The 18,208-nt window shown below is 45.5% G+C and carries 16 protein-coding genes; 7 read left to right on the top strand and 9 right to left on the bottom strand.

Annotated elements, in window-relative coordinates; genetic code table 11:
- The 5 genes from NC99_RS20515 to NC99_RS20495 all read right to left on the bottom strand — a co-directional run.
- A partial coding sequence (locus NC99_RS20515; protein WP_157625114.1) for a family 78 glycoside hydrolase catalytic domain occupies positions 1-2,520 on the bottom strand: 2,520 nt, incomplete at its 3' end.
- A 535-nt stretch (positions 2,521-3,055) separates the two neighbouring features.
- Entirely contained in the window at positions 3,056-3,265 is a 210-nt protein-coding gene (locus NC99_RS20510) for a hypothetical protein (RefSeq protein WP_053188519.1), read from the bottom strand.
- A 216-nt stretch (positions 3,266-3,481) separates the two neighbouring features.
- Positions 3,482-6,649 carry a PKD domain-containing protein gene (locus NC99_RS20505; RefSeq protein ID WP_053188517.1) on the bottom strand — a complete coding sequence of 1,056 codons (3,168 nt, stop codon included), beginning with the start codon at positions 6,647-6,649 and terminating at the stop codon, positions 3,482-3,484.
- A 57-nt stretch (positions 6,650-6,706) separates the two neighbouring features.
- The gene (locus NC99_RS20500) at positions 6,707-7,693 is read right to left on the bottom strand and encodes a dihydroorotate dehydrogenase-like protein (protein WP_053188515.1); all 987 of its coding nucleotides are present in this window, start codon (positions 7,691-7,693) and stop codon (positions 6,707-6,709) included.
- Between the two features lie 58 nt (positions 7,694-7,751).
- Positions 7,752-8,423 (bottom strand): YggS family pyridoxal phosphate-dependent enzyme, encoded by a 672-nt coding sequence (locus NC99_RS20495; RefSeq protein ID WP_053188512.1) that lies wholly within the window; start codon positions 8,421-8,423, stop codon positions 7,752-7,754.
- 128 nt (positions 8,424-8,551) lie between these two features.
- Here NC99_RS20495 and NC99_RS20490 point away from each other — a divergent pair, with 128 nt between their 5' ends.
- The 4 genes from NC99_RS20490 (at position 8,552) to NC99_RS20475 (ending at position 11,327) form a co-directional block, all read left to right on the top strand.
- The gene (locus NC99_RS20490; RefSeq protein WP_204375078.1) at positions 8,552-9,526 is read left to right on the top strand and encodes an aminodeoxychorismate synthase component I; all 975 of its coding nucleotides are present in this window, start codon (positions 8,552-8,554) and stop codon (positions 9,524-9,526) included.
- The gene (locus tag NC99_RS20485) at positions 9,510-10,106 is read left to right on the top strand and encodes an aminotransferase class IV (protein WP_053188506.1); all 597 of its coding nucleotides are present in this window, start codon (positions 9,510-9,512) and stop codon (positions 10,104-10,106) included. The genes NC99_RS20490 and NC99_RS20485 overlap by 17 nt, the downstream gene beginning before the upstream one ends.
- Before the next feature lie 203 nt (positions 10,107-10,309).
- Positions 10,310-10,696 carry a hypothetical protein gene (locus NC99_RS20480; RefSeq protein ID WP_053188502.1) on the top strand — a complete coding sequence of 129 codons (387 nt, stop codon included), beginning with the start codon at positions 10,310-10,312 and terminating at the stop codon, positions 10,694-10,696.
- Between the two features lie 355 nt (positions 10,697-11,051).
- Positions 11,052-11,327 (top strand): hypothetical protein, encoded by a 276-nt coding sequence (locus NC99_RS20475; protein WP_053188499.1) that lies wholly within the window; start codon positions 11,052-11,054, stop codon positions 11,325-11,327.
- 13 nt (positions 11,328-11,340) lie between these two features.
- Here NC99_RS20475 and NC99_RS20470 read toward each other — a convergent pair whose 3' ends face one another.
- Positions 11,341-12,486, bottom strand: a complete 1,146-nt coding sequence (locus NC99_RS20470; RefSeq protein ID WP_053188496.1) for an App1 family protein — start codon at positions 12,484-12,486, stop codon at positions 11,341-11,343.
- A gap of 57 nt (positions 12,487-12,543) precedes the next feature.
- On the opposite strand from NC99_RS20470, the gene NC99_RS20465 reads away from it, so the two are divergent.
- A complete protein-coding gene (locus tag NC99_RS20465) occupies positions 12,544-13,488 on the top strand; it encodes a diacylglycerol/lipid kinase family protein (protein WP_053188494.1) in 945 nt (314 codons plus the stop codon).
- An 18-nt stretch (positions 13,489-13,506) separates the two neighbouring features.
- Here the strand turns inward: NC99_RS20465 and NC99_RS20460 are convergent, their stop codons facing one another.
- From NC99_RS20460 to NC99_RS20450, 3 genes are all read right to left on the bottom strand, one after another.
- A complete protein-coding gene (locus NC99_RS20460; protein ID WP_053188491.1) occupies positions 13,507-14,118 on the bottom strand; it encodes a hypothetical protein in 612 nt (203 codons plus the stop codon).
- A gap of 283 nt (positions 14,119-14,401) precedes the next feature.
- Positions 14,402-15,109 carry an OmpA family protein gene (locus tag NC99_RS20455; RefSeq protein WP_053188488.1) on the bottom strand — a complete coding sequence of 236 codons (708 nt, stop codon included), beginning with the start codon at positions 15,107-15,109 and terminating at the stop codon, positions 14,402-14,404.
- Positions 15,110-15,209: 100 nt separating this feature from the next.
- Entirely contained in the window at positions 15,210-16,859 is a 1,650-nt protein-coding gene (locus NC99_RS20450) for an AMP-binding protein (RefSeq protein WP_053188532.1), read from the bottom strand.
- Positions 16,860-17,121: 262 nt separating this feature from the next.
- Between NC99_RS20450 and NC99_RS20445 the strand changes: the two genes are divergently transcribed.
- Both NC99_RS20445 and NC99_RS20440 read left to right on the top strand, forming a co-directional pair.
- Positions 17,122-17,778, top strand: a complete 657-nt coding sequence (locus NC99_RS20445) for an HD domain-containing protein (RefSeq protein WP_053188485.1) — start codon at positions 17,122-17,124, stop codon at positions 17,776-17,778.
- A gap of 34 nt (positions 17,779-17,812) precedes the next feature.
- Positions 17,813-18,202, top strand: a complete 390-nt coding sequence (locus NC99_RS20440) for a VOC family protein (RefSeq protein WP_053188482.1) — start codon at positions 17,813-17,815, stop codon at positions 18,200-18,202.
- The last annotated feature ends 6 nt before the right edge of the window (positions 18,203-18,208 follow it).

Below are 18,208 nucleotides of genomic sequence, written 5' to 3'. Positions count from 1 at the left end.
CATGGGAACTGAAGGGCGCAAATAGACTTGCCGGTAACCTTTTGAAGTTTTTCCTTCCATTGGAGATTGAATGCCCGCCAAGTATTTATAAAAGTATTCGACTACTGAGCCAAACATCTGATGATTATGCGAACCTCTGCCATCCCAATGTTCAACAAAAGTGGTTGAGTTATTGGCAATCCAATATCCATAGCTTGGATAGGTCTTTTGGGTGGCTACCTGAAAAGCCAAGTCTGCTTGATTCCCCTGCACCAAAACAGGCCACAGGTATTTTGTTCCGATTATGCCAGTATGCAAATGCCCATTTCTGGCATGAATATCATCGACAATGGTTTTTAGTACATCGTCCCGATATTCCGATGGGACCACATCGCCATGAAGCGCCAAAAGCTGATAAGTTTGGTAGGTAGAGTCCGTTCCGTAAAGGAAGGTCTCCGGATTGAAGAACTTCTTATTGAATTCCTGTTTGATGGTGTCGCTCAAGGCTGTAAAACGCCTGGCATCATCCGTATTTTCCAAAAGAGCAGCAATTTCTGAAAAGAGTTTGGCATTGTAGTAATAATAGAACGTATTGACAACCAGATGATTGGGACAATCAGACTCCCCGGGCGCACACCATTCCCCCAACGAATACCAGTAACTATCAAAATCATTAACAATGTACGGTTCATCAGGATTGGCATCTGTTTTGGCCAAATTGATCAGGTATTGCAGGTATTTCTTCATGGCTGGATAATGTTCCTTCAAAATCCGTGTATCATTATAATAATGGTTCATCCAATAGGGAATCAGGATATACGCGCTTCCCCACGCAACTCCCCCACCCATTCCACCAACAAGCGTGGGTGATGTATTTGGGATACGGCCGTTTTCTTCCTGCGCATCGCGCATATCGTTTAGCCATTTGGTATAAAAGGAAGCCATTTGAAAATCATGGATTGATGTTTCTGCAATCACCTGCCCATCACCGTTATACGCCCCTTTTTCCCGCTGCGGACAATCAGTTGGGTACGAAATATTATTTGCCTTTTGCGACCATAGACCAGCTTTGTGAATTTGGTTCAACAACGAATCTGAGGATACAAAGGTTCCATTTCGCTCGATCATTGAACGCACCACTCTGCCTTCAACCTTTAGTTTGTCCAAATTTTTGCGATCACTTGTAGTCACTTCGATGTAGCGAAAACCGGTATAGAAGAAACGGGGTTCATATATAGCATCTTCGTCATCTTTCAAAGTATAATCGGTCCATGTCAACGCATGATACCTGTCCTTCTCACTTAACCAGTCGCCGGCCTCCAACGGTTTTGGAAACAGCGAATCATTTAAGGTTTCTGCGCCCCGTACACGAATGGACTGGCCTGCTTTTCCCTTCATTTCCACACGCCACCATCCGGCAATATTTTGTCCCAAATCAAACAAGTAAACACCATCAGATATTTGAGTTGAAGTAACCGGAAGAACAGTTTCCGCTACTTGAATGGGCGGCAATAGTTGCGCCCTGAGCTTTCCTCCCGGATCCGGTGCCAGTTTTGCATTCGCCCAGTCATCAGCGGTGAGGTTGGCCGAAGCCCATCCGTCAATTTCCTTGCGGGCATCATAATCCTCGCCTCCATAAATATTGTTGAAACTAATTGGCCCTTCCGTATATTTCCAGGTTTCATCGGTGGTAACCACGTCATGGCTGCCGTCGTCAAACGTGATGTTGAGCTGCATAATAAAACATGGGTTTCCGAGTTGGCTGCCGTCACTTCCCCAACTATACCGCTCGTTAGTTTTACGCAAATTGTAGGCACCATTCCCAAGCATCACACCCAAAGCATTTTTGCCTTTCTGCAAAAGTTCGGTGGCATCAAAAGTCGAATACAGGACTCGCTTTCTGTAATCGGTAATTGCAGGGTCCAACACATGTTCGCCAAGCTTTTGTCCATTCAAATAAAGCTCGTAAAAGCCTGCAGCTGTAACAAAGGCAAAAGCCTGTTTGACCTTCTTATCAAATGAAAATTCTTTTCTGAAGATGGGACTGGCATCCACAATTTCTTCATTGGTTGTAATCCATTTCGCTTGCCAGTCAGCAGGATGAAAAAACCCGGTATGAAACGATGCTGGCTTACTCCAATACTCCGCACCATCATCGGCCCTTACGCAAACGCTCCAAAAGTAGGTCTGGTTGCTCTCCAGCGGAATTCCTTCATATTCGACATTTACGGTTTTTGCCGATTCCACTATGCCCGAATCCCATATTTGCCCGTTCTTCTGGTCAATTTCCTTCAAACTTTTACTTACCAAAACCTGGTATGAACGCTGATAAACACCCCGCTCATCCGACATTATTTTCCATGAAAAACGGGGACTTTGTACATCAACTCCCAAAGGGTTGGATTGATATTCGCAGCGTAAATCTTCAACAGCAATATTTCGCGAAGAACAAGAAACCAAAGAAAATAGGAGCGCTGCATAAAATATGAAGTGGCATGGGGAGCATTTTTTTAAACTGAGAGAAAGATCTGGCTTATCCATAGTATAGGTTTGATTAAATGATTCATAAATTTAGCAATCATTGAAGTATCGCGCATCTTACGGACGGATATTTTTCCAAAAGAATCAAAATCGAACAATTTTTCACATGTGAAGGGGGCGATAGGCGGTCAGAATCATTGAAAAAAAACCGATCAAAGTGATCACCCCATAGCGCTTCAAAAAATCCATCTGGTAAAAGAAACTTGCCCATACACGATTTTTTGATCGTCAATCCCGACTTTTCAATTGAAGGGGTGCTTATGGTCAAACCCAACTGGGAACACTCGTCATAAACTCAAGATAAATACTTTATAAGAAAAAGTCGATTGTTCAGAGACACAATCCGATGACTCGCCCGACCACCATTCATTGGCAAACCGAAAGACACTGCTTGTCGGCTCCGGCAGCTTCGCCACACCAAACACAAGCTCCTGTAAATACAACATTTACAGGAGCTTGTACTTGGATATTAATCTCCTAAAAACAAGGGCTGGCTGGCAAAATAGGCGCACAGGTACTTTAATGCGATAAATGGCTAGTTTTCGTTCCTGTTGCGACGCATGGCCCACACACCAATTCCGCCAATAGCAATCAAACTGCCCACAAAGACAGCTATATTCACATTGCGTTGCGCATTTCTTGCTTTGTTAAGCTGTTTCGAACCGATTCCTTTGTCTGCAATAAAATTTTCCAACTTTCTGATTCGACTTTCCAATTCCTCTTTAATTTTCTCGTTAAATTCCATATTATTAATGCTTTAAAGTTTCATTCTAAAAATTAGAACGATCAGCAATTAAAATTGTTTGCATGATGATTTACTTCGATTTTTCGAATCACCCCATACCGTCAGTATTTTTTGAAAAGAAAATTAATCGGGATTGCAGGTTGTGCGCAAACTGCCTACGGTAAAAAAAGGCACCATCGTTTTGCTTGACGTCCAGCTTTACGCTGCAAGTTCAATCTAATAAACCAGCGTAACCGTTCCGCTCTGACTTTGTTTCTTGCCAAGAAAATCCTGATAAACCAGCACCCAGGTATAAACTCCGGTCGGCGCATTCTGTCCGTTCTTCATTTTGCCATCCCAGCCAGCAAACTCGTTCCTGGCTTCGTAAATCCTTTCGCCCCAGCGGTTAAAGATTTGCAGGTGGTAGCCTTCTTCCAAAATTCCATCGTGCCGAAGCAAGAACACGCGATTTTCAGGGTTCGAGCTGTTTGGGTTGAACGCATTGGGAGGAAAAACCCGGTCGGGGGCGATCAAAACAAGCTGCGTCACGGTATCGACACAAAAAAATTCATTTTCGGCAATCAATTCCACTTCAAACCAACCCAATTTGGTGTAATTGTAGCTGGGGCTGTGTTCTTCGGAAAATCCAATGGAGTCGCCAAAACTCCAAGAGTAGGAGCTCGCGGCTTGGCTTTCGTTTTCAAACTGAATTGTGGGCGCCAGGATATTGACTTCAGGCGGATTTGGACGAAAAGCAGCGCTGGGCTTTGGAAAAACGCGAACCGACTGCGCCAGCCAGCTGGTATCGGCACAACCGGTCAGGCTCGAAACGGCAACGGCCGAGATGACCAATTCCTGATCGGGCGTTCCAAAACGGCGAAACGGCGCATCCGATTCAGCTTCGTAGGCGGATTGCTGACCAAAGTTCCAGAAGTAGTTCAGCTCATCGACCGGATCTTCAGCGATAGCCTGAAAGTTCACCTCCAGAGGCGAACAACCTTCCAGCACATCAGCATTGAGTTGCACCCAAGGCTTGCGTTTAACCGGAAAAAATACCTGCTCAGTTTCGCATTGATACGCTGTTGTAATTTGCAGACCAATAGTGGCCTGCGGCTTGTTCAACAACTGAACTTCAAATGGCCCCTGCCCTGTTCCCGGATCATTGACAAGCTCTTCCGCATCCAATGCCGACAAGTCCCAGTGGTAAGTATCCTGCGGGTTGGCCGTACCCGTGTAGCGCACTTCAAACTGATGATCGAAGCAGGAATCCGGATCAAGCGAGGTCTCCACGGTGGGCACCGGGTTAACCCTGATCAGATCTTCCATCAGACCATAATTCTCACAACCTTCGTCCGAAACAATACGCAAACCCACATCAAAAATGCCATCTTCCATATAAGTATAAGCCGGATTTTGGGCAGCACTGGTTCCCCCATCTCCAAATGTCCAACTGTAGCTCACCACCTCTTCCGGGGAATCCGATTTGAATTCAACCTCGAATGGTTCACAGTGGTCGTAATCAAGGGCACTGATCTCCATTTTGGGAATTACTTTGATGTGTTCCCAAGCAGTATCGCTTAAACAGCCCCCTTCATTCACCATCAGGCCCAAAGTCCGGTTATCGCGGCTATCAAAACCCAGCGCAACGTTCACCTCAGTCAATCCGGTTCCGGATGCGTAAATTGAATCAAAGAAAAACCAATTGTACTCGGCCTCCAAGGTTCCATCACCGGTATAAAGAACATCAAGGTTATAACCGTAGCACGCTGCACTATCAATACTGAAGGTACTTTTCGGGGTTTTGTAGAAGCTCAGATTCAGTGAATCCGTCGTCGCACATCCGAATTGGTCGGTCGCTGTCAGATACGTTTTATAGGTGCCCCAATCGGTGGCGGTGGCTTCACTTGGGTTTGAATTGGACGAAAAACTTAAAGCCGAAGCCAACGGCTGCCACGTCAATTGCCCCTTGTCTACCTCAACAGCAATCTGTCCGCTCATTTCATCACAAAACAAAGTGTCCGTGGCTGTTAAATCGATGACCGGATACGCGTGCACCGTGACGCTCACTTCGGCTTCGGTTTCGCAACCAAATTCATCTTCAACACGGACGCTGTAGTTTCCCGCTTCGGAAGTGTAAAACTTTTGCTGGTCGTAACCGTCATTCCATTGGTAAATGGAGTGAACCCCGGCATCGAGCTCGGTGCTGTCGCCCAGGCAAATGTTGCGGTCACCACCAAAATCAACCACGGGAAGCGATCTGACTTCAACCGTAAAGAAGGCAGAATCAACACAGCTGCCATTGGTCGAAACCACTTTGTAAACCGTCGTCTCTGTCGGGCTGGCGATTGGATTGGAAATATACGGATCGTCAAGCCCCGCTTTTGGGAACCACTCGTACGAACCAACGAACTCGTGGTTAAGCTGAACTTCGTCGTTCATGCAAATAGCTTTATCCAGCTCCGTATCAAATTCAATATTCCACACATTGATATTGAAAGAAGCTGAAAGGCTGATATCCGGATCGCCGGTCATTCCACCATATTCGATGTAATAGCCTTGTGGGTTATAATACTGTGATGTTGGCCCATCTCCTTCGTTTCGCAAGTCATTCCATGAACCCGGCGCACTGCCTGGATTTTGAGTCACGTGGGCATAATCTTCTCCCAGTCCTCCATTGCTCTGCGGATAGGAGTTGTTTGGTTCGCCGGCGCTCCAAAAAGAATACTGATTGTTTATACGCTGTCCATTCGACTGACCGCGCCAGAATAGAGTTCCTGCTTCCGGGCCGGTTACCCATCGCCAGTCGCCTTCCACCTCAACATCGTTCGCACCAATCCAGCCAAAGCCGGTTACCTTGTCGCGAATAAAATCATTCTCCGCTTTAGAAGTAATGGTTGCCAAATAGCCTTGCAAGCCATTGTATTTCATCTCCGCCGACTCCGCCTCTGCTTTTGCATCCGTCCAGGTGATACCAGGTTTATTTATGTACCGGTAGAAGTGGCCCGTCGCCGGCAAGTAGTCGGCATCCTGCAAGGTGACTGCAACCGACCGAACACCATTTGTGGGCGAAGCCGCCAGATTGGTATATTCCACCTGCCCGACCGCTGCCCGGTATTCGGCTGCCGTAGCATTGCCGGTAAGAAAAAGGGAACCTAAATTGGTATCCCAATCCGCTTTGATCTTTTCAGTTTCCGCAAAACTCAATTGATCTTCGCCATGTATGTAATTGGAAATGGAGATTTTTAGCCCGGGGATATCTTCTCTGATGATCAGCACCAGTGAACCAATTTCCACCGGATCACCACAATAATCAAGCTGTGCATCTTCCAATGCCCTAATCTGAGTTTGAGCAACCGCCAGTTGACTAACAAACAAAAAAACAATGACCAGCAAATTAACTTTCATAAAACAGAGTTTAGCGATTCGTTACTGGTCATGGGTTGTTTGGTCACCGAATAATCATCAATTTTTAGAGGAGAAGTACTTCATAAACTGGGCACGCTCATAGAGCATCGGATCTTCAAGTTTGGCGTAAGACAGACGTCCGCGGAAGGCATCGATGGTTTCGAAATTCCATTTTTCCATAAAGGCTTCCAGATCGGACAGAATACCGTTAAGCACCTGTGCCCCTTCAATATAAACCACCGAACAAAGTTGAGCAACCTGCGCACCGGCCAGCAATTGTTTGGCAACCGCTGCTCCATCGTGAATTCCAGTTGATGCAGCGATCTCGAGTTTTGGAAGCGCCGAATTCACCAATCCAACCCAACGCAGCGTACGACTCATTTCGGCTGGCGAGCTAAACACTTCGGAGGAAGAAAGCTCCAGCTTGTCGAGGTTAATGTCGGGCTCATAAAACCGGTTGAACATGGTCACCGATGCAGCGCCATTGGCCATCAATTTTTCAACCATATTCAGGAGGTTTGAAAAGTAGGAACCGATTTTTACGCCCACCGGAATGTTGACTTCCTTTTTCACTTTCGCCAACACGTCAACATACAACTGCTCAATATCGGCGCCCGACTGCTTCCGGTCGGTTGGAACAACAAACAGGTTAAGCTCCAGCGCATCGGCGCCGGCTTTCTCAAAATCGTGGGCAAAACTTGTCCATTCTTTGGAAGTGACGCAATTGATGCTGGCAATGATGGGAATAGACACCGCTTTCTTGACAGCCTTCACCAGCTCCAGGTGGGCCGTGATGGAGTTGTTGCGGGTGTAGTTCCAAATATAATCTTCGGCCTCGGGATAGAGGTTTTGCGGATCTTTGTTAATCAAGTGGCTCACTTCGCTGTTGATTTGCTCTTCAAAAAGCGATTTAATAACAACAGCTGCTGCCCCCGCCTCTTCGAGCGACTTAATTTTTTCTACTGAATTGGTCAGGCCTGAACTGGCCACTACAATTGGGTTTTTCAATTTCAAACCCATATATGTTGTCTCTAAATTCACCATTTTGCTTTTTTTTTTATGATCCGAAGATATTAAAAAATTTACTCTGTTTTGATATTATTCAATGATACTCCCGTTCTCCGAAGATTTTACTCCCGACACGAACCATGGTACTCCCGGCTTCGACAGCCAACTGATAATCGCCGGACATGCCCATGGAAATCTCCGAAAACGACGCCTGATCCTGAAAGTAGTGTTCTTTTAAGTTCTGAAAATATTGACTAAGCGACAGAAACTCCTTTTTCACCTGATCCAAGTCGTCGGTATAAGTCGCCATGCCCATGACTCCGCGAAGCTCAATAAACTCCAGCGCAGCAAAATCGGGACTGGACAGCAAGGCTTTGGCTTCGTCCAAACTGAGCCCGAACTTGCTTTCTTCTTCAGCAATATGAAACTGCAACAAACACGGAATTACCCGCTTATTTTTCCGTCCTTCTTTGTTGATGGCTTTCAGAAGTTTGAGCGAATCAACACCATGAATCAGGCTGATAAATGGTGCCAGATATTTAACCTTGTTAGTTTGCAGGTGCCCAATAAAGTGCCATTCAATATCTTTCGGCAGTTCTTCCTGCTTTTGAATTAACTCCTGCACTTTGTTTTCGCCAAACACCCGATGTCCCGTTTGGTAGGCTTCCATGATGGCTTGTGCCGGCCAGGTTTTCGACACCGCCACCAGGCAAACACCTTCATTCAATTCCTTCTTTACTTGTTTTATGTTTTCAGCAATTCCCATAGTAACAGATTGAACCACAAATCTACAAAAGCGGTGGAAATTGCCCAGCTAAAACCCCAAATATTTCAGGTTGACCGGCAATGTTTAGATCACGGATTGCTATGCATTTTTCTATCTTTGCACCCTTCATGCAAACGAACAAAGAACAGACGATACTCAAGATGAATGAGTTGGGAAAAGCGAAAAAGCCTTTCGTTTTCCTGATTGACTTCGATTTTCAGAAAGCCCGGGTTTGGGAGTGGGAAGAAAGCCGACAGCACCTGCTTTGGCAAACGCCAAAACACAGCAACTTTGAGCCCGTACAAAAAACAACCGGGCCAATCAGCTGGAAGGTTTGTCCGGTGAGTTACGCCCGCTATCAAAAAGCCTTTGCGCTTGTACAGCACCACCTGCACAACGGCGACAGTTATTTACTAAACCTGACCATGCCCAGCCGTATCGAAACCAGTTTATCGCTTGCTGAAATTTTTCAGGCCAGCCATTCGCCTTATAAGCTCTTGCTAAAAAATGAGTTTGTCTGTTTTTCGCCCGAAATCTTTATCCGGATTGAAAACCAGGAAATCTCGTCCTTTCCCATGAAAGGGACCATAGACGCAAGGCTTGAAAATGCCGCCTTCATTCTGAAAAATGATAAAAAGGAACTGGCCGAGCACAATACCATTGTTGATCTGATCCGAAACGACCTGAGCATGGTGGCGGACCAGGTGCAGGTAAAAAAATACCGCTACCTCGACCACATCAAGTCGAACCGGAGTGAACTGCTGCAAATGAGTTCGCAAATTACCGGGAAGCTGACACCTGATTACCATCAAAACCTGGGTAGTATTGTTGCCACGCTTCTGCCTGCTGGTTCAATCAGCGGGGCACCCAAAAAGAAAACAGTAGCCATTATTAAAGAAGCCGAAAAATACGATCGCGGCTACTACACCGGCATATTTGGTGTTTTTGATGGAGAAAACCTGGATAGCTGTGTCTTAATTCGCTACCTTGAGCAACACAATGAACAGCTGACCTTTAAGAGTGGCGGTGGTATTACTTTCCAGAGTAATTGCCAGCAGGAATACGAAGAACTAGTAAACAAAGTCTATGTCCCTCTTGCTTGAAACCATAAAAATTGAAAACGGAAAGCCGGCAAACATGCCGTGGCACAACCGGCGCTTCAACAAAGCCAGAAAAGACTTGTTTTCGCTGCCTGAAATCGATTTGCAGGATGTGATTGTGATTCCTGAAAATTGCCGGAACGGACTTTTTCGATGCCGGATCCTTTATGGCGAAACAATCGAAACAATTGAATTCATCGCCTATCAAGCCCGAGACATAAAAAGTTTGCAGGTGGTTTATGACGATTCGATTGAATACGCCTACAAATACGCCGACCGTTCCAACTTGCAAGCACTGTACGACCAACGTGGACCCGCCGATGAAATCATCATTATCAAGAAAGGTCTGGTGACCGACTGCTTTATTGGCAACCTCGTATTGTTTGATGGTCAAAAATGGTGGACACCAGACCAGCCTTTGTTGCACGGAACCCAACGTCAGAAATTGCTTGCCGAGGGTCGAATTCACGAAGCGCCTATCACCAAAAATGACTTGAATAGCTTCAAGGAAATCGGCCTGATCAATGTTTTTTTTGATTTAGACAACATGCCGCGTTTAGAAACAGGCCAAATAAAATGGTAAACTAACGACTAACAATCAGAAACTTAAACCCGTCCTGGAAGCACAGGTCGTGAATCATCTGAATGAAAATCAAAAAAAACACAGGGAATGCTATCAAACCTATTTTTTTATTGACTCATTTTTGTATTTTTCGACAAGTTTATAACACAAAAAAATAGCTAATAACTGCCTTTCTGGGCGCAAAAGATACGGAGGATAAAACCATGACTGTCAGCAAACCAAGAGTAATTAAAGATTTCGAAAAGCTGGAAAATAAAATCCAGGAACAGATTAAGTTGGTGTATCCTGAAGGATTCAGCCAGCACCTGATCACATTTACCAACAAGGACGGTTTGCTGGTAAGTGCGCTGCCGTTTGAAACAGACGAAAAGTATTATTTGGTGCGAATGACGACCCAACAAGCCGAAGACATTATTAGCGATGACGATGACTACGACGATGACGGCACCTTAAAAGATGAGTCGCGTTCAATTTACGAAGACAAGTATGCCGAGCTGGACTACATTGCTGAAAATTTGGAAGATAATGCAGCCGATGATGATGACGACGACGATGCGGATGACGATGATGATGATGATGATGATATCTAATCGTTCAAAACCATAAAATATTGGAGGATTGCCGGGTAGGTGATCCTTTTTTTATGCTTCCTGTCGCGCGTTTACCCCTTCCGAACGAGTGACAGCCCCTTCGATAAGGGGTGATGACCCCTTGGACAAGGGGCTACTACCCCTTGGTGAACGGGTGATTACCCCTTAGACAAGGGGCTATTACCCCTTGGTGAACGGGTGATCGCCCCTTAGGGAAGGGATAATTACCCCTTAGGGAAGGGGTAGTCACCCCTTGGTGAAGGGGTACGAACAGGCAGTCCATCGCCCGCTATTTTCTTTTGGCATCATTTTTACTGCTCTTGATAGTCAATGACAGAATAAAATTTTGGACCCCATGAATCGATTAAGTCACTGGAAAAATAAAATCAAAGCCAATATTCGTTACCTGATTGGTGGCCTCGTTTTCCTGCTTGGCATCCTGTTTATGTTTGTTCCATTCATTCCGCTCGGATATGTTTGTTTGGGCATCGGAGCCTTTCTGCTTTCGCCGGCAATCCCGGCACTGAAACGGCTCATTAAGTTTGTCGAAAAGAAAGATCCAACAAACAAGGTCAAAAAAATGGAAGAAAAAACTGACGAATTCATCAAAGAGAAAATAGAACAAAAATAGGCCTGGCCTGCGGCTACGATCCTTCTTCCAGGTCGCCTTGTGCATCGCGTGCAATTTCAGTCGCTGAATCAGGCGCGATAAAGTTGTTTTCAATGGCATGGCGGGCAGCTTCAATCGTATCGTAAGCTAAAATCATGGGCACATTCAACTGCTCCATTTGGAACAAAATCTTGCTTAACCGCTGCTCCCGAGCTTTCTTGCGTACCACCCGAATATACACAGCGCGAATACGGTTGGGATATTCCGCGGCAATTTGGCTGTAGATTTCAGGATCGTGCTGTCCGTTGTCGCCAATCAGGATAAATGACATGGCAGGGTAAGTTTCGAACAAGGTCTTAATTTTACGATACTTATGCTGATGATCGCCGCCTCCCGACTTCCAGAACTTCAGTATATTTACCTTCAGCTCACGCAACAAAAATACCCCTTTCGGAAACCCATGGTGAATGCAGAAATCTTCGAGCAAATCGTATAAATTCCACTCACTGCTTGACACATAAAAAAATGGGTTGGATTGTTTGCCGTCTTGCCCCACATGGAGAGCCCGATAAAAAGCCGCCACACCCGGAAACGGTTTTCGGGTGCGCGAATTTCGCCAAAGCATGAGCCATAGTTTGCGCAACGCCTGGGTGGCGTGACTCACCAAAATCGTATCATCCACATCCGACACCACCCCAAATTCGGCATCTGTCCCCGGAATCAGGATTTCACCGCGGGTGCTCACCTTTCGTTCCTCGCCGGTAATGTCAGAATGAAGGGTAGCCACGTAAGGAAGCCACACCGAATTCGGATTGGTAACCGGCGAAACGGAATCGAACCGAACTTTAAACAGGCCTGTTTCACCGGTAATCGCCTCCTGCCGTTCGCCATTAACCTGAACTTCAACGTTTGCACCTGGAATTTCATCACTCGAATATCGCTTGATCATCGCCAACAGATTCTCCCATCGGGTATGCTTCTCATCGGGCTTGGCCATGCCCTTATCTTCGGTCACGTAGCCACTAACCAGCAGCTGTTTCCCATTGCCATAGCCATGGTACGGAATAATGATGGGGACACCCAACCATCCCAAACGGTACTTGACAAACAGTTTGATTCGCTTATAAACACTTTGGGTTATCTTTTTAAAATATCGAAATGTTTTGGTCGCCTTCACCATAAGCCTGCTTTTTTGGCATGAGATTTATAAGTTATAGGGAAAAAGATTGCATAACACATGCCAAATAATCAATTAAATAAACCGCAAAAAATCCTGTTCGTCATCAACCCCATTTCGGGCGACATTGACAAAAACGATCTGCTGGAGAGAATAAAAACCTTTTCGGAACAACGACATTTTACTTTTGAAGTGTATCATACCAAAGGGCAACATGATGCCAAGCTCATTTCCGAATCGATTGAAAAATATGAACCGGATAAAGTGGTGGCCGTGGGCGGTGACGGCACCTGCAATTTACTGGCTAAGATACTGATGAATAAAAATATTCGCATGGGAATTATTCCGCTTGGATCGGCCAACGGAATGGCCAAAGAGCTGGAAATTCCACAAAATCCAGACAAAGCGTTGGAAACCATTGTTGCAGATAAAACCAAAGCCATCGATTTGCTGGTCATCAACCGAGCATACATCTCCATGCATCTCGCTGATGTTGGTATTAATGCGCAAGTTGTCAAGCGCTTCGAGCGGGATCAAATCCGTGGCTTTCCGGGCTATGCCAAGCACTTCATTCAAGAGCTTTTTGCTGCCAAACCGCTCAAATTTAAGGTGACCCTCGATGGCCGAAAAATCATTAAGAAAGCTTATATGGTTGTGATTGCCAATGCGACCAAATACGGCACCGGCGCCATGATTAACCCCCGGGGAAACATCAGCGACGGCCAGTTTGAAATTATCTTTGTCCGACCGTACTCCGTTTGGCATCTGTTCCAAATGATCGTTCCATTCTTCACCCGAAAAATTCATGAATTGGATTACATCAAAAGCTTCAGTGGCAAAAAAGCGACTATTCACAATTATGAAAAAAAAGAACTTCAGATCGATGGGGAACTTATTGGACGATTGAAGGAAATAAACGTAGAAATAAATCCTCAGGCCTTGGAAATCTTAGTCCCGGAACGCAAAGGCAAAGGTTTATTTTCAACAATAACCAACGAAAGCTGAGACGCTAACGAACCAAAATCAGTAAAGCTCGTTCAAAAGCACATCATCCAGGTAACTTGTCGACTGAATTTCAACCTCGTGCGGAGCAAGGGCAAGATGCTGATAAGCCATTTCCTTGTTGACAAACGAGCCACTCCTGCCTTCCGTATAGTCATTGAACGAAGACATTTCCCATTGGGCGGGATCGTTAACCAAGCCTGCCATCACAGGAGTTTGATGGATGTACAGGAAACAGGTGGTCACATAATCGACCTGGCCAAAATCGTTAAAAATGGACACCGACTCATCATTCAGCCGTTTGGCTTTGGTTGAATGCGCAAATAAATGTCCGCGTCGCCCATAACGTCGGTTAAATCCCTGGGTATAAGCGCCAGCCAGAAAACTCAACTTTTCCGTAAGCCGTTGAGTCTTGCGCCGAAACTTCGAATCGGTCCAGGCAACACCTTCGGCTTTCACTTTGATCATCAGGTGGAAATGATTGGGCAATAAACACCAAGCAAGCACATCGCAGCAGGGCAACAGAAATGCCTCAAGCTTTTGCACAAAAAACAAATAATCTTCCCGCGACCGAAACAGCGTTTCATTTGACCGGTTGTAAATGTGGTATATGGCATGCTCTTGAAAATTCATGGCATCAGGATTATTGGTGGACACTAAAAAATGGTTAATCGCTACCAGCTTGCCGAAAGACAGCTGAAACAGAAAACCATGTCTTTCCTTATACCGACGAATGCGTGAAATGTTTGGTTAAAGCCTCAAAAAAAAACAAAGGACTTATGATTACTACCATGAAGATGTTAGACAAACAGTACTTTTGCAACAGCTGTAAAACTTCAACCCGAACCGAACATTTCTTTTCAGAAAAAAGGCTACTCCCAATGGAAATAGCCTGTTCAACTGATTCTTGATATTTCTAATTCAATTTGCCTTCTTCTGCTTGCTGTATCATGGTTGCATTGGCTGCAATGTAAATCTCAACCCGACGGTTTTTAGCCCGACCTTCAACGGTTGTGTTATCAGCCACCGGTTCGTCGTAAGCCTTTCCGGCTGTCGTCAAACGCTCACCATGAATGCCGTTACCGATCAGGAATTTGGCAACCGCTTCGGCTCGCTCATTGGAAAGTTTCTCGTTGATTGCCCTTGATCCGGTATTATCGGTGTGTCCATAAATGGTGACATCTGTTTCCGATGTCGTTTTCAACGAGTTGGCAAACCTGTTCAAAGCCTCCTTCGAGCTGGCACTGAGGTCGCTCTTGCCGGTGGCGAACAGAATCCCACTGTCAAACGTTACTTTAATCGCCTGCAAGTCATTGGCATCCGTCACTGCTTCCACCTGAGCTCCTTCAATTCGTTCCAACTCGGCCTGTTGCTGATCCATCTTCTTGCCAATCAGAATGCCAGCTCCGGCGCCTACCGCGCCACCAACAGCAGCTCCAATAGCCGCTCCTTTGCCTTTTCCGGCCATGGCGCCAATTCCGGCACCCAGCAACGCTCCACCTGCTCCACCTAACACACCACCCTTGGTTTTATTGTTTTGTGTTGCCCACTGGCTACTTGAACAGCCAGCCATTAAAATAGCCCCACTCATGAGTAAGGCTACAAAAACATTCATTTTTTTCATCTGAATAATTCCTTTTCTAATCTTTAAACTGATAATTGTTCTTAAAATTTGTTCGAAACTGAACTTGTTTCACTATCAAATTCTAAGCCAATGTTAAGAATTATTCTCCTTGATAATACAGAAAACGCTTAATTTTTTGAGTGGGTGTCTTCTCAAACGGAACAGGCTGTAAAACAACCATCTGAATACGTGAGAACTTATTCACTTCTTCGTTCACTTTTTTCTGGATTTCACCCAGAATTTCATCAACACGTGAATTAATTTTGCTGACGGCTTCGTCTCGCATCGATTTCATGTTCTTTACCCGCATCTCAATCTCTTCCATATTGAGGTGAACCATAGCCACCAAGCGACCTTTTTTCTCAACCACCAACGACTCCAATACGTATTCCATGCGGTTGATGAGTGATTCAATCTCTTCGGGATAAATGTTTTCGCCACTCGATCCCACGATCATATTTTTAATCCGTCCGCGGATGTACAAAAGTCCTGACTTGTCGAATCGACCCAAATCACCGGTTTTAAACCAACCATCTTCGGTGAAAACCTCTTTGGTCAGCCCCGGCTCTTTGTAATAGCCTTTCATCACGTTTTCGCCTTTTGCCTGAATTTCGCCCTCGCCGGTTACCGGGTCGGCATTGGCAATCCTCAACTTAACGCCTTCCATGGGGATTCCAGTTGATAAAAAGCAAACATTTTGCCCAACTGCACCAGCCAGTAAAGGGGAAGTTTCAGTTAATCCGTAGCCAATCGCCAGGGGAAACTTGGCATCCATCAGGAAACGTTCCACCTGATCGTTCAATTTTGCGCCGCCCACGCCGAAAAACTTCAGCTCACCACCAAAGGTTTTGTATAGCTTTTTGCCGGCAATGCGGCTCAGCAAAATTTGAAATGGCCGGACTTTATAAAGTGCCCGCGTAATGGCTTTACTATTGATTTGAGGCAGAATTTTTCCCTTGTAAACTTTCTCAATAATCAGCGGTACCACCAGCATAATGGTTGGTTTAACCACTTGCAAGGCTGGCAACAATACCGGGCCTGTGGGCGGTTTCCGAAGGTAATAAACCGATGCGCCAAACATCACCGGAAAAATAAGCCCCAGTGTATTTTCAAAGGTATGCGAAAGTGGCAGTACAGATATAAACCGGTCTGTCGTATCGATAAACTGTAAGGTCCGGCTTTGTTTGGCTGTCCAAACGATGTTTTTGTGAGTCAACATCACCCCTTTCGACTTACCTGTTGTGCCCGATGTATAGATAATCGACAGTAAGTCTTCCTCGTCAACATCTGTATACTGAAAGGTCTCTGGTGTTTCAACTGCTTGGCCGGGATAATCCTCAGCATGGCGTTCTTTCAGTGTTTCAATCTGAATGATCTTCACCATCGGGTATTCTTCCGGCTCCAGCTTACTCATCAAGTTTTCGGAAACAAAAACAGCCTCTGCTTCCGCATGCTGGATGATGTTTCGAATTTCAGCCGGATGAAAATCTGGCAATATTGGAACGGCGATGGCACCAATCGATGCAATAGCAAAAAAGACCACTCCCCAATTGGGCATGTTCGTACTTAAGATGGCCACCTTGGTTCCTTTCTCGATTCCCAGTCCTCGCAGATAAGTTCCCAATGCTTCAACTTCAGCCTGTAACTGGCTGTATGTTTTTATTTCCTCGCCCACAAAACTCAATGAATTCTGATTGGCAAATTTTTTAAAACTAGCCTGCAACATGGCGGGCATCGTTAATTTTTTCATTTCTTCCATTCTATAATCCCCTCAATCATAACATCCTCTACAACAAGAGAACACCATTAAAGATCAGCAAAAATACACAATTCTGTGACATGCAAACCCTTTTTAACATGTTTTAGGAGATGTAGGCCTACTGGCAAAATGAAGCAACTACCCGTCGGGATGAATGATGAAGTTCAGCACCAATCAGCACCATTAAATCTTCATACAAAAGATCGGCTACCGATTATACTTGTCGATAGATTTATGTAGCTTTGGTTACGCGATGAAAAAGGAAGAACAAATACAGAAAACAGCCCACCACGTCAGGTCGTGCTTCGCGTGCGAAGGCAGCGGGCACGATTGGTGGCACCTGTACCGGGTATGGCAATTGGCAAAACAAATTGCGGCCAAGGAAGGTGGTCGTCTGTTCATAATTGAAATGGCTGCCCTGTTGCACGATATGGACGACTGGAAGCTGGGCTCCCAATCGGAATCGAAGGCGATGGCGTGGATGACTCAGATCGGACTCGATGAGCAGCACAGAACTCAAATTCAAACCATCATCAACCAAGTTTCCTTTAAAGGGGCCGAAGTGGACACCGTCCCCGGATCAATCGAAGCCTGCATCGTTCAGGACGCCGACCGGCTTGATGCCATGGGCGCCATTGGCATAGCCCGCACCTTTGCCTATGGTGGACATAAAGGCCGCTTGATTTACGACCCCAAGGTTCAGCCGGAAATGCACGCCAGCTTTTCAGAATATCAAAAATCAACGGCGCCAACCATTAACCACTTCTACGAAAAATTGTTATTACTCAAAGATCGAATGAATACGAAAACAGCGAAGAAAATTGCAGTAAAGCGTCATCGGTTTATGGAAACCTACCTGGAGCATTTTTTTCGGGAATGGAATATGGAAGAGCAAACATTAACCTCATAAGAAGACCAAACATTAACCTCATAAATAACAGACAATGAAAATTTCACACCTTGCAATTTGGACGTTTAACCTGGAAGGAATGCGGAATTTTTATATCCATTACTTCGATGCCAGCTCTGACGAGGCGTATTTCAACCACAGCAGAGACTTTAAATCCTACTTCCTCCGGTTTGATGGCGATTGCGCTATTGAACTGATGCAAATGCCGGGCATTCCCAAATCGAAGAACGATCCGCGCAAACAGTTTTCAGGCTTGACCCACTTCGCCATACAGGTGGGCTCAAAACAAAAAGTAAATGCACTAACTGAGCAACTTCGAAAAGATGGGTTTCAGGTGGTGAGCGAGCCCCGAACCACGGGCGATGGCTTTTATGAGTCGGTCATTCTTGACCCGGAAGGCAACCGGGTAGAGATTGTTGCCTGAATTAGA

The sequence above is a fragment of the Sunxiuqinia dokdonensis genome, assembly GCF_001270965.1.
In the GTDB taxonomy this organism is placed as follows: domain Bacteria; phylum Bacteroidota; class Bacteroidia; order Bacteroidales; family Prolixibacteraceae; genus Sunxiuqinia; species Sunxiuqinia dokdonensis.
Note: the sequence above shows the minus strand (reverse complement) of the source record. Positions and strands in the feature narration are given on the sequence as shown.

Coding starts and splice junctions, on each gene's coding strand:
- NC99_RS20510 (WP_053188519.1), bottom strand. CDS start 3,265: ATGGAATTTAACGAGAAAATTAAAGAGGAATTGGAAAGTCGAATCAGA.
- NC99_RS20505 (WP_053188517.1), bottom strand. CDS start 6,649: ATGAAAGTTAATTTGCTGGTCATTGTTTTTTTGTTTGTTAGTCAACTG.
- NC99_RS20500 (WP_053188515.1), bottom strand. CDS start 7,693: ATGGTGAATTTAGAGACAACATATATGGGTTTGAAATTGAAAAACCCA.
- NC99_RS20495 (WP_053188512.1), bottom strand. CDS start 8,423: ATGGGAATTGCTGAAAACATAAAACAAGTAAAGAAGGAATTGAATGAA.
- NC99_RS20490 (WP_204375078.1), top strand. CDS start 8,552: ATGCAAACGAACAAAGAACAGACGATACTCAAGATGAATGAGTTGGGA.
- NC99_RS20485 (WP_053188506.1), top strand. CDS start 9,510: ATGTCCCTCTTGCTTGAAACCATAAAAATTGAAAACGGAAAGCCGGCA.
- NC99_RS20480 (WP_053188502.1), top strand. CDS start 10,310: ATGACTGTCAGCAAACCAAGAGTAATTAAAGATTTCGAAAAGCTGGAA.
- NC99_RS20475 (WP_053188499.1), top strand. CDS start 11,052: ATGAATCGATTAAGTCACTGGAAAAATAAAATCAAAGCCAATATTCGT.
- NC99_RS20470 (WP_053188496.1), bottom strand. CDS start 12,486: ATGGTGAAGGCGACCAAAACATTTCGATATTTTAAAAAGATAACCCAA.
- NC99_RS20465 (WP_053188494.1), top strand. CDS start 12,544: ATGCCAAATAATCAATTAAATAAACCGCAAAAAATCCTGTTCGTCATC.
- NC99_RS20460 (WP_053188491.1), bottom strand. CDS start 14,118: ATGAATTTTCAAGAGCATGCCATATACCACATTTACAACCGGTCAAAT.
- NC99_RS20455 (WP_053188488.1), bottom strand. CDS start 15,109: ATGAAAAAAATGAATGTTTTTGTAGCCTTACTCATGAGTGGGGCTATT.
- NC99_RS20450 (WP_053188532.1), bottom strand. CDS start 16,859: ATGAAAAAATTAACGATGCCCGCCATGTTGCAGGCTAGTTTTAAAAAA.
- NC99_RS20445 (WP_053188485.1), top strand. CDS start 17,122: ATGAAAAAGGAAGAACAAATACAGAAAACAGCCCACCACGTCAGGTCG.
- NC99_RS20440 (WP_053188482.1), top strand. CDS start 17,813: ATGAAAATTTCACACCTTGCAATTTGGACGTTTAACCTGGAAGGAATG.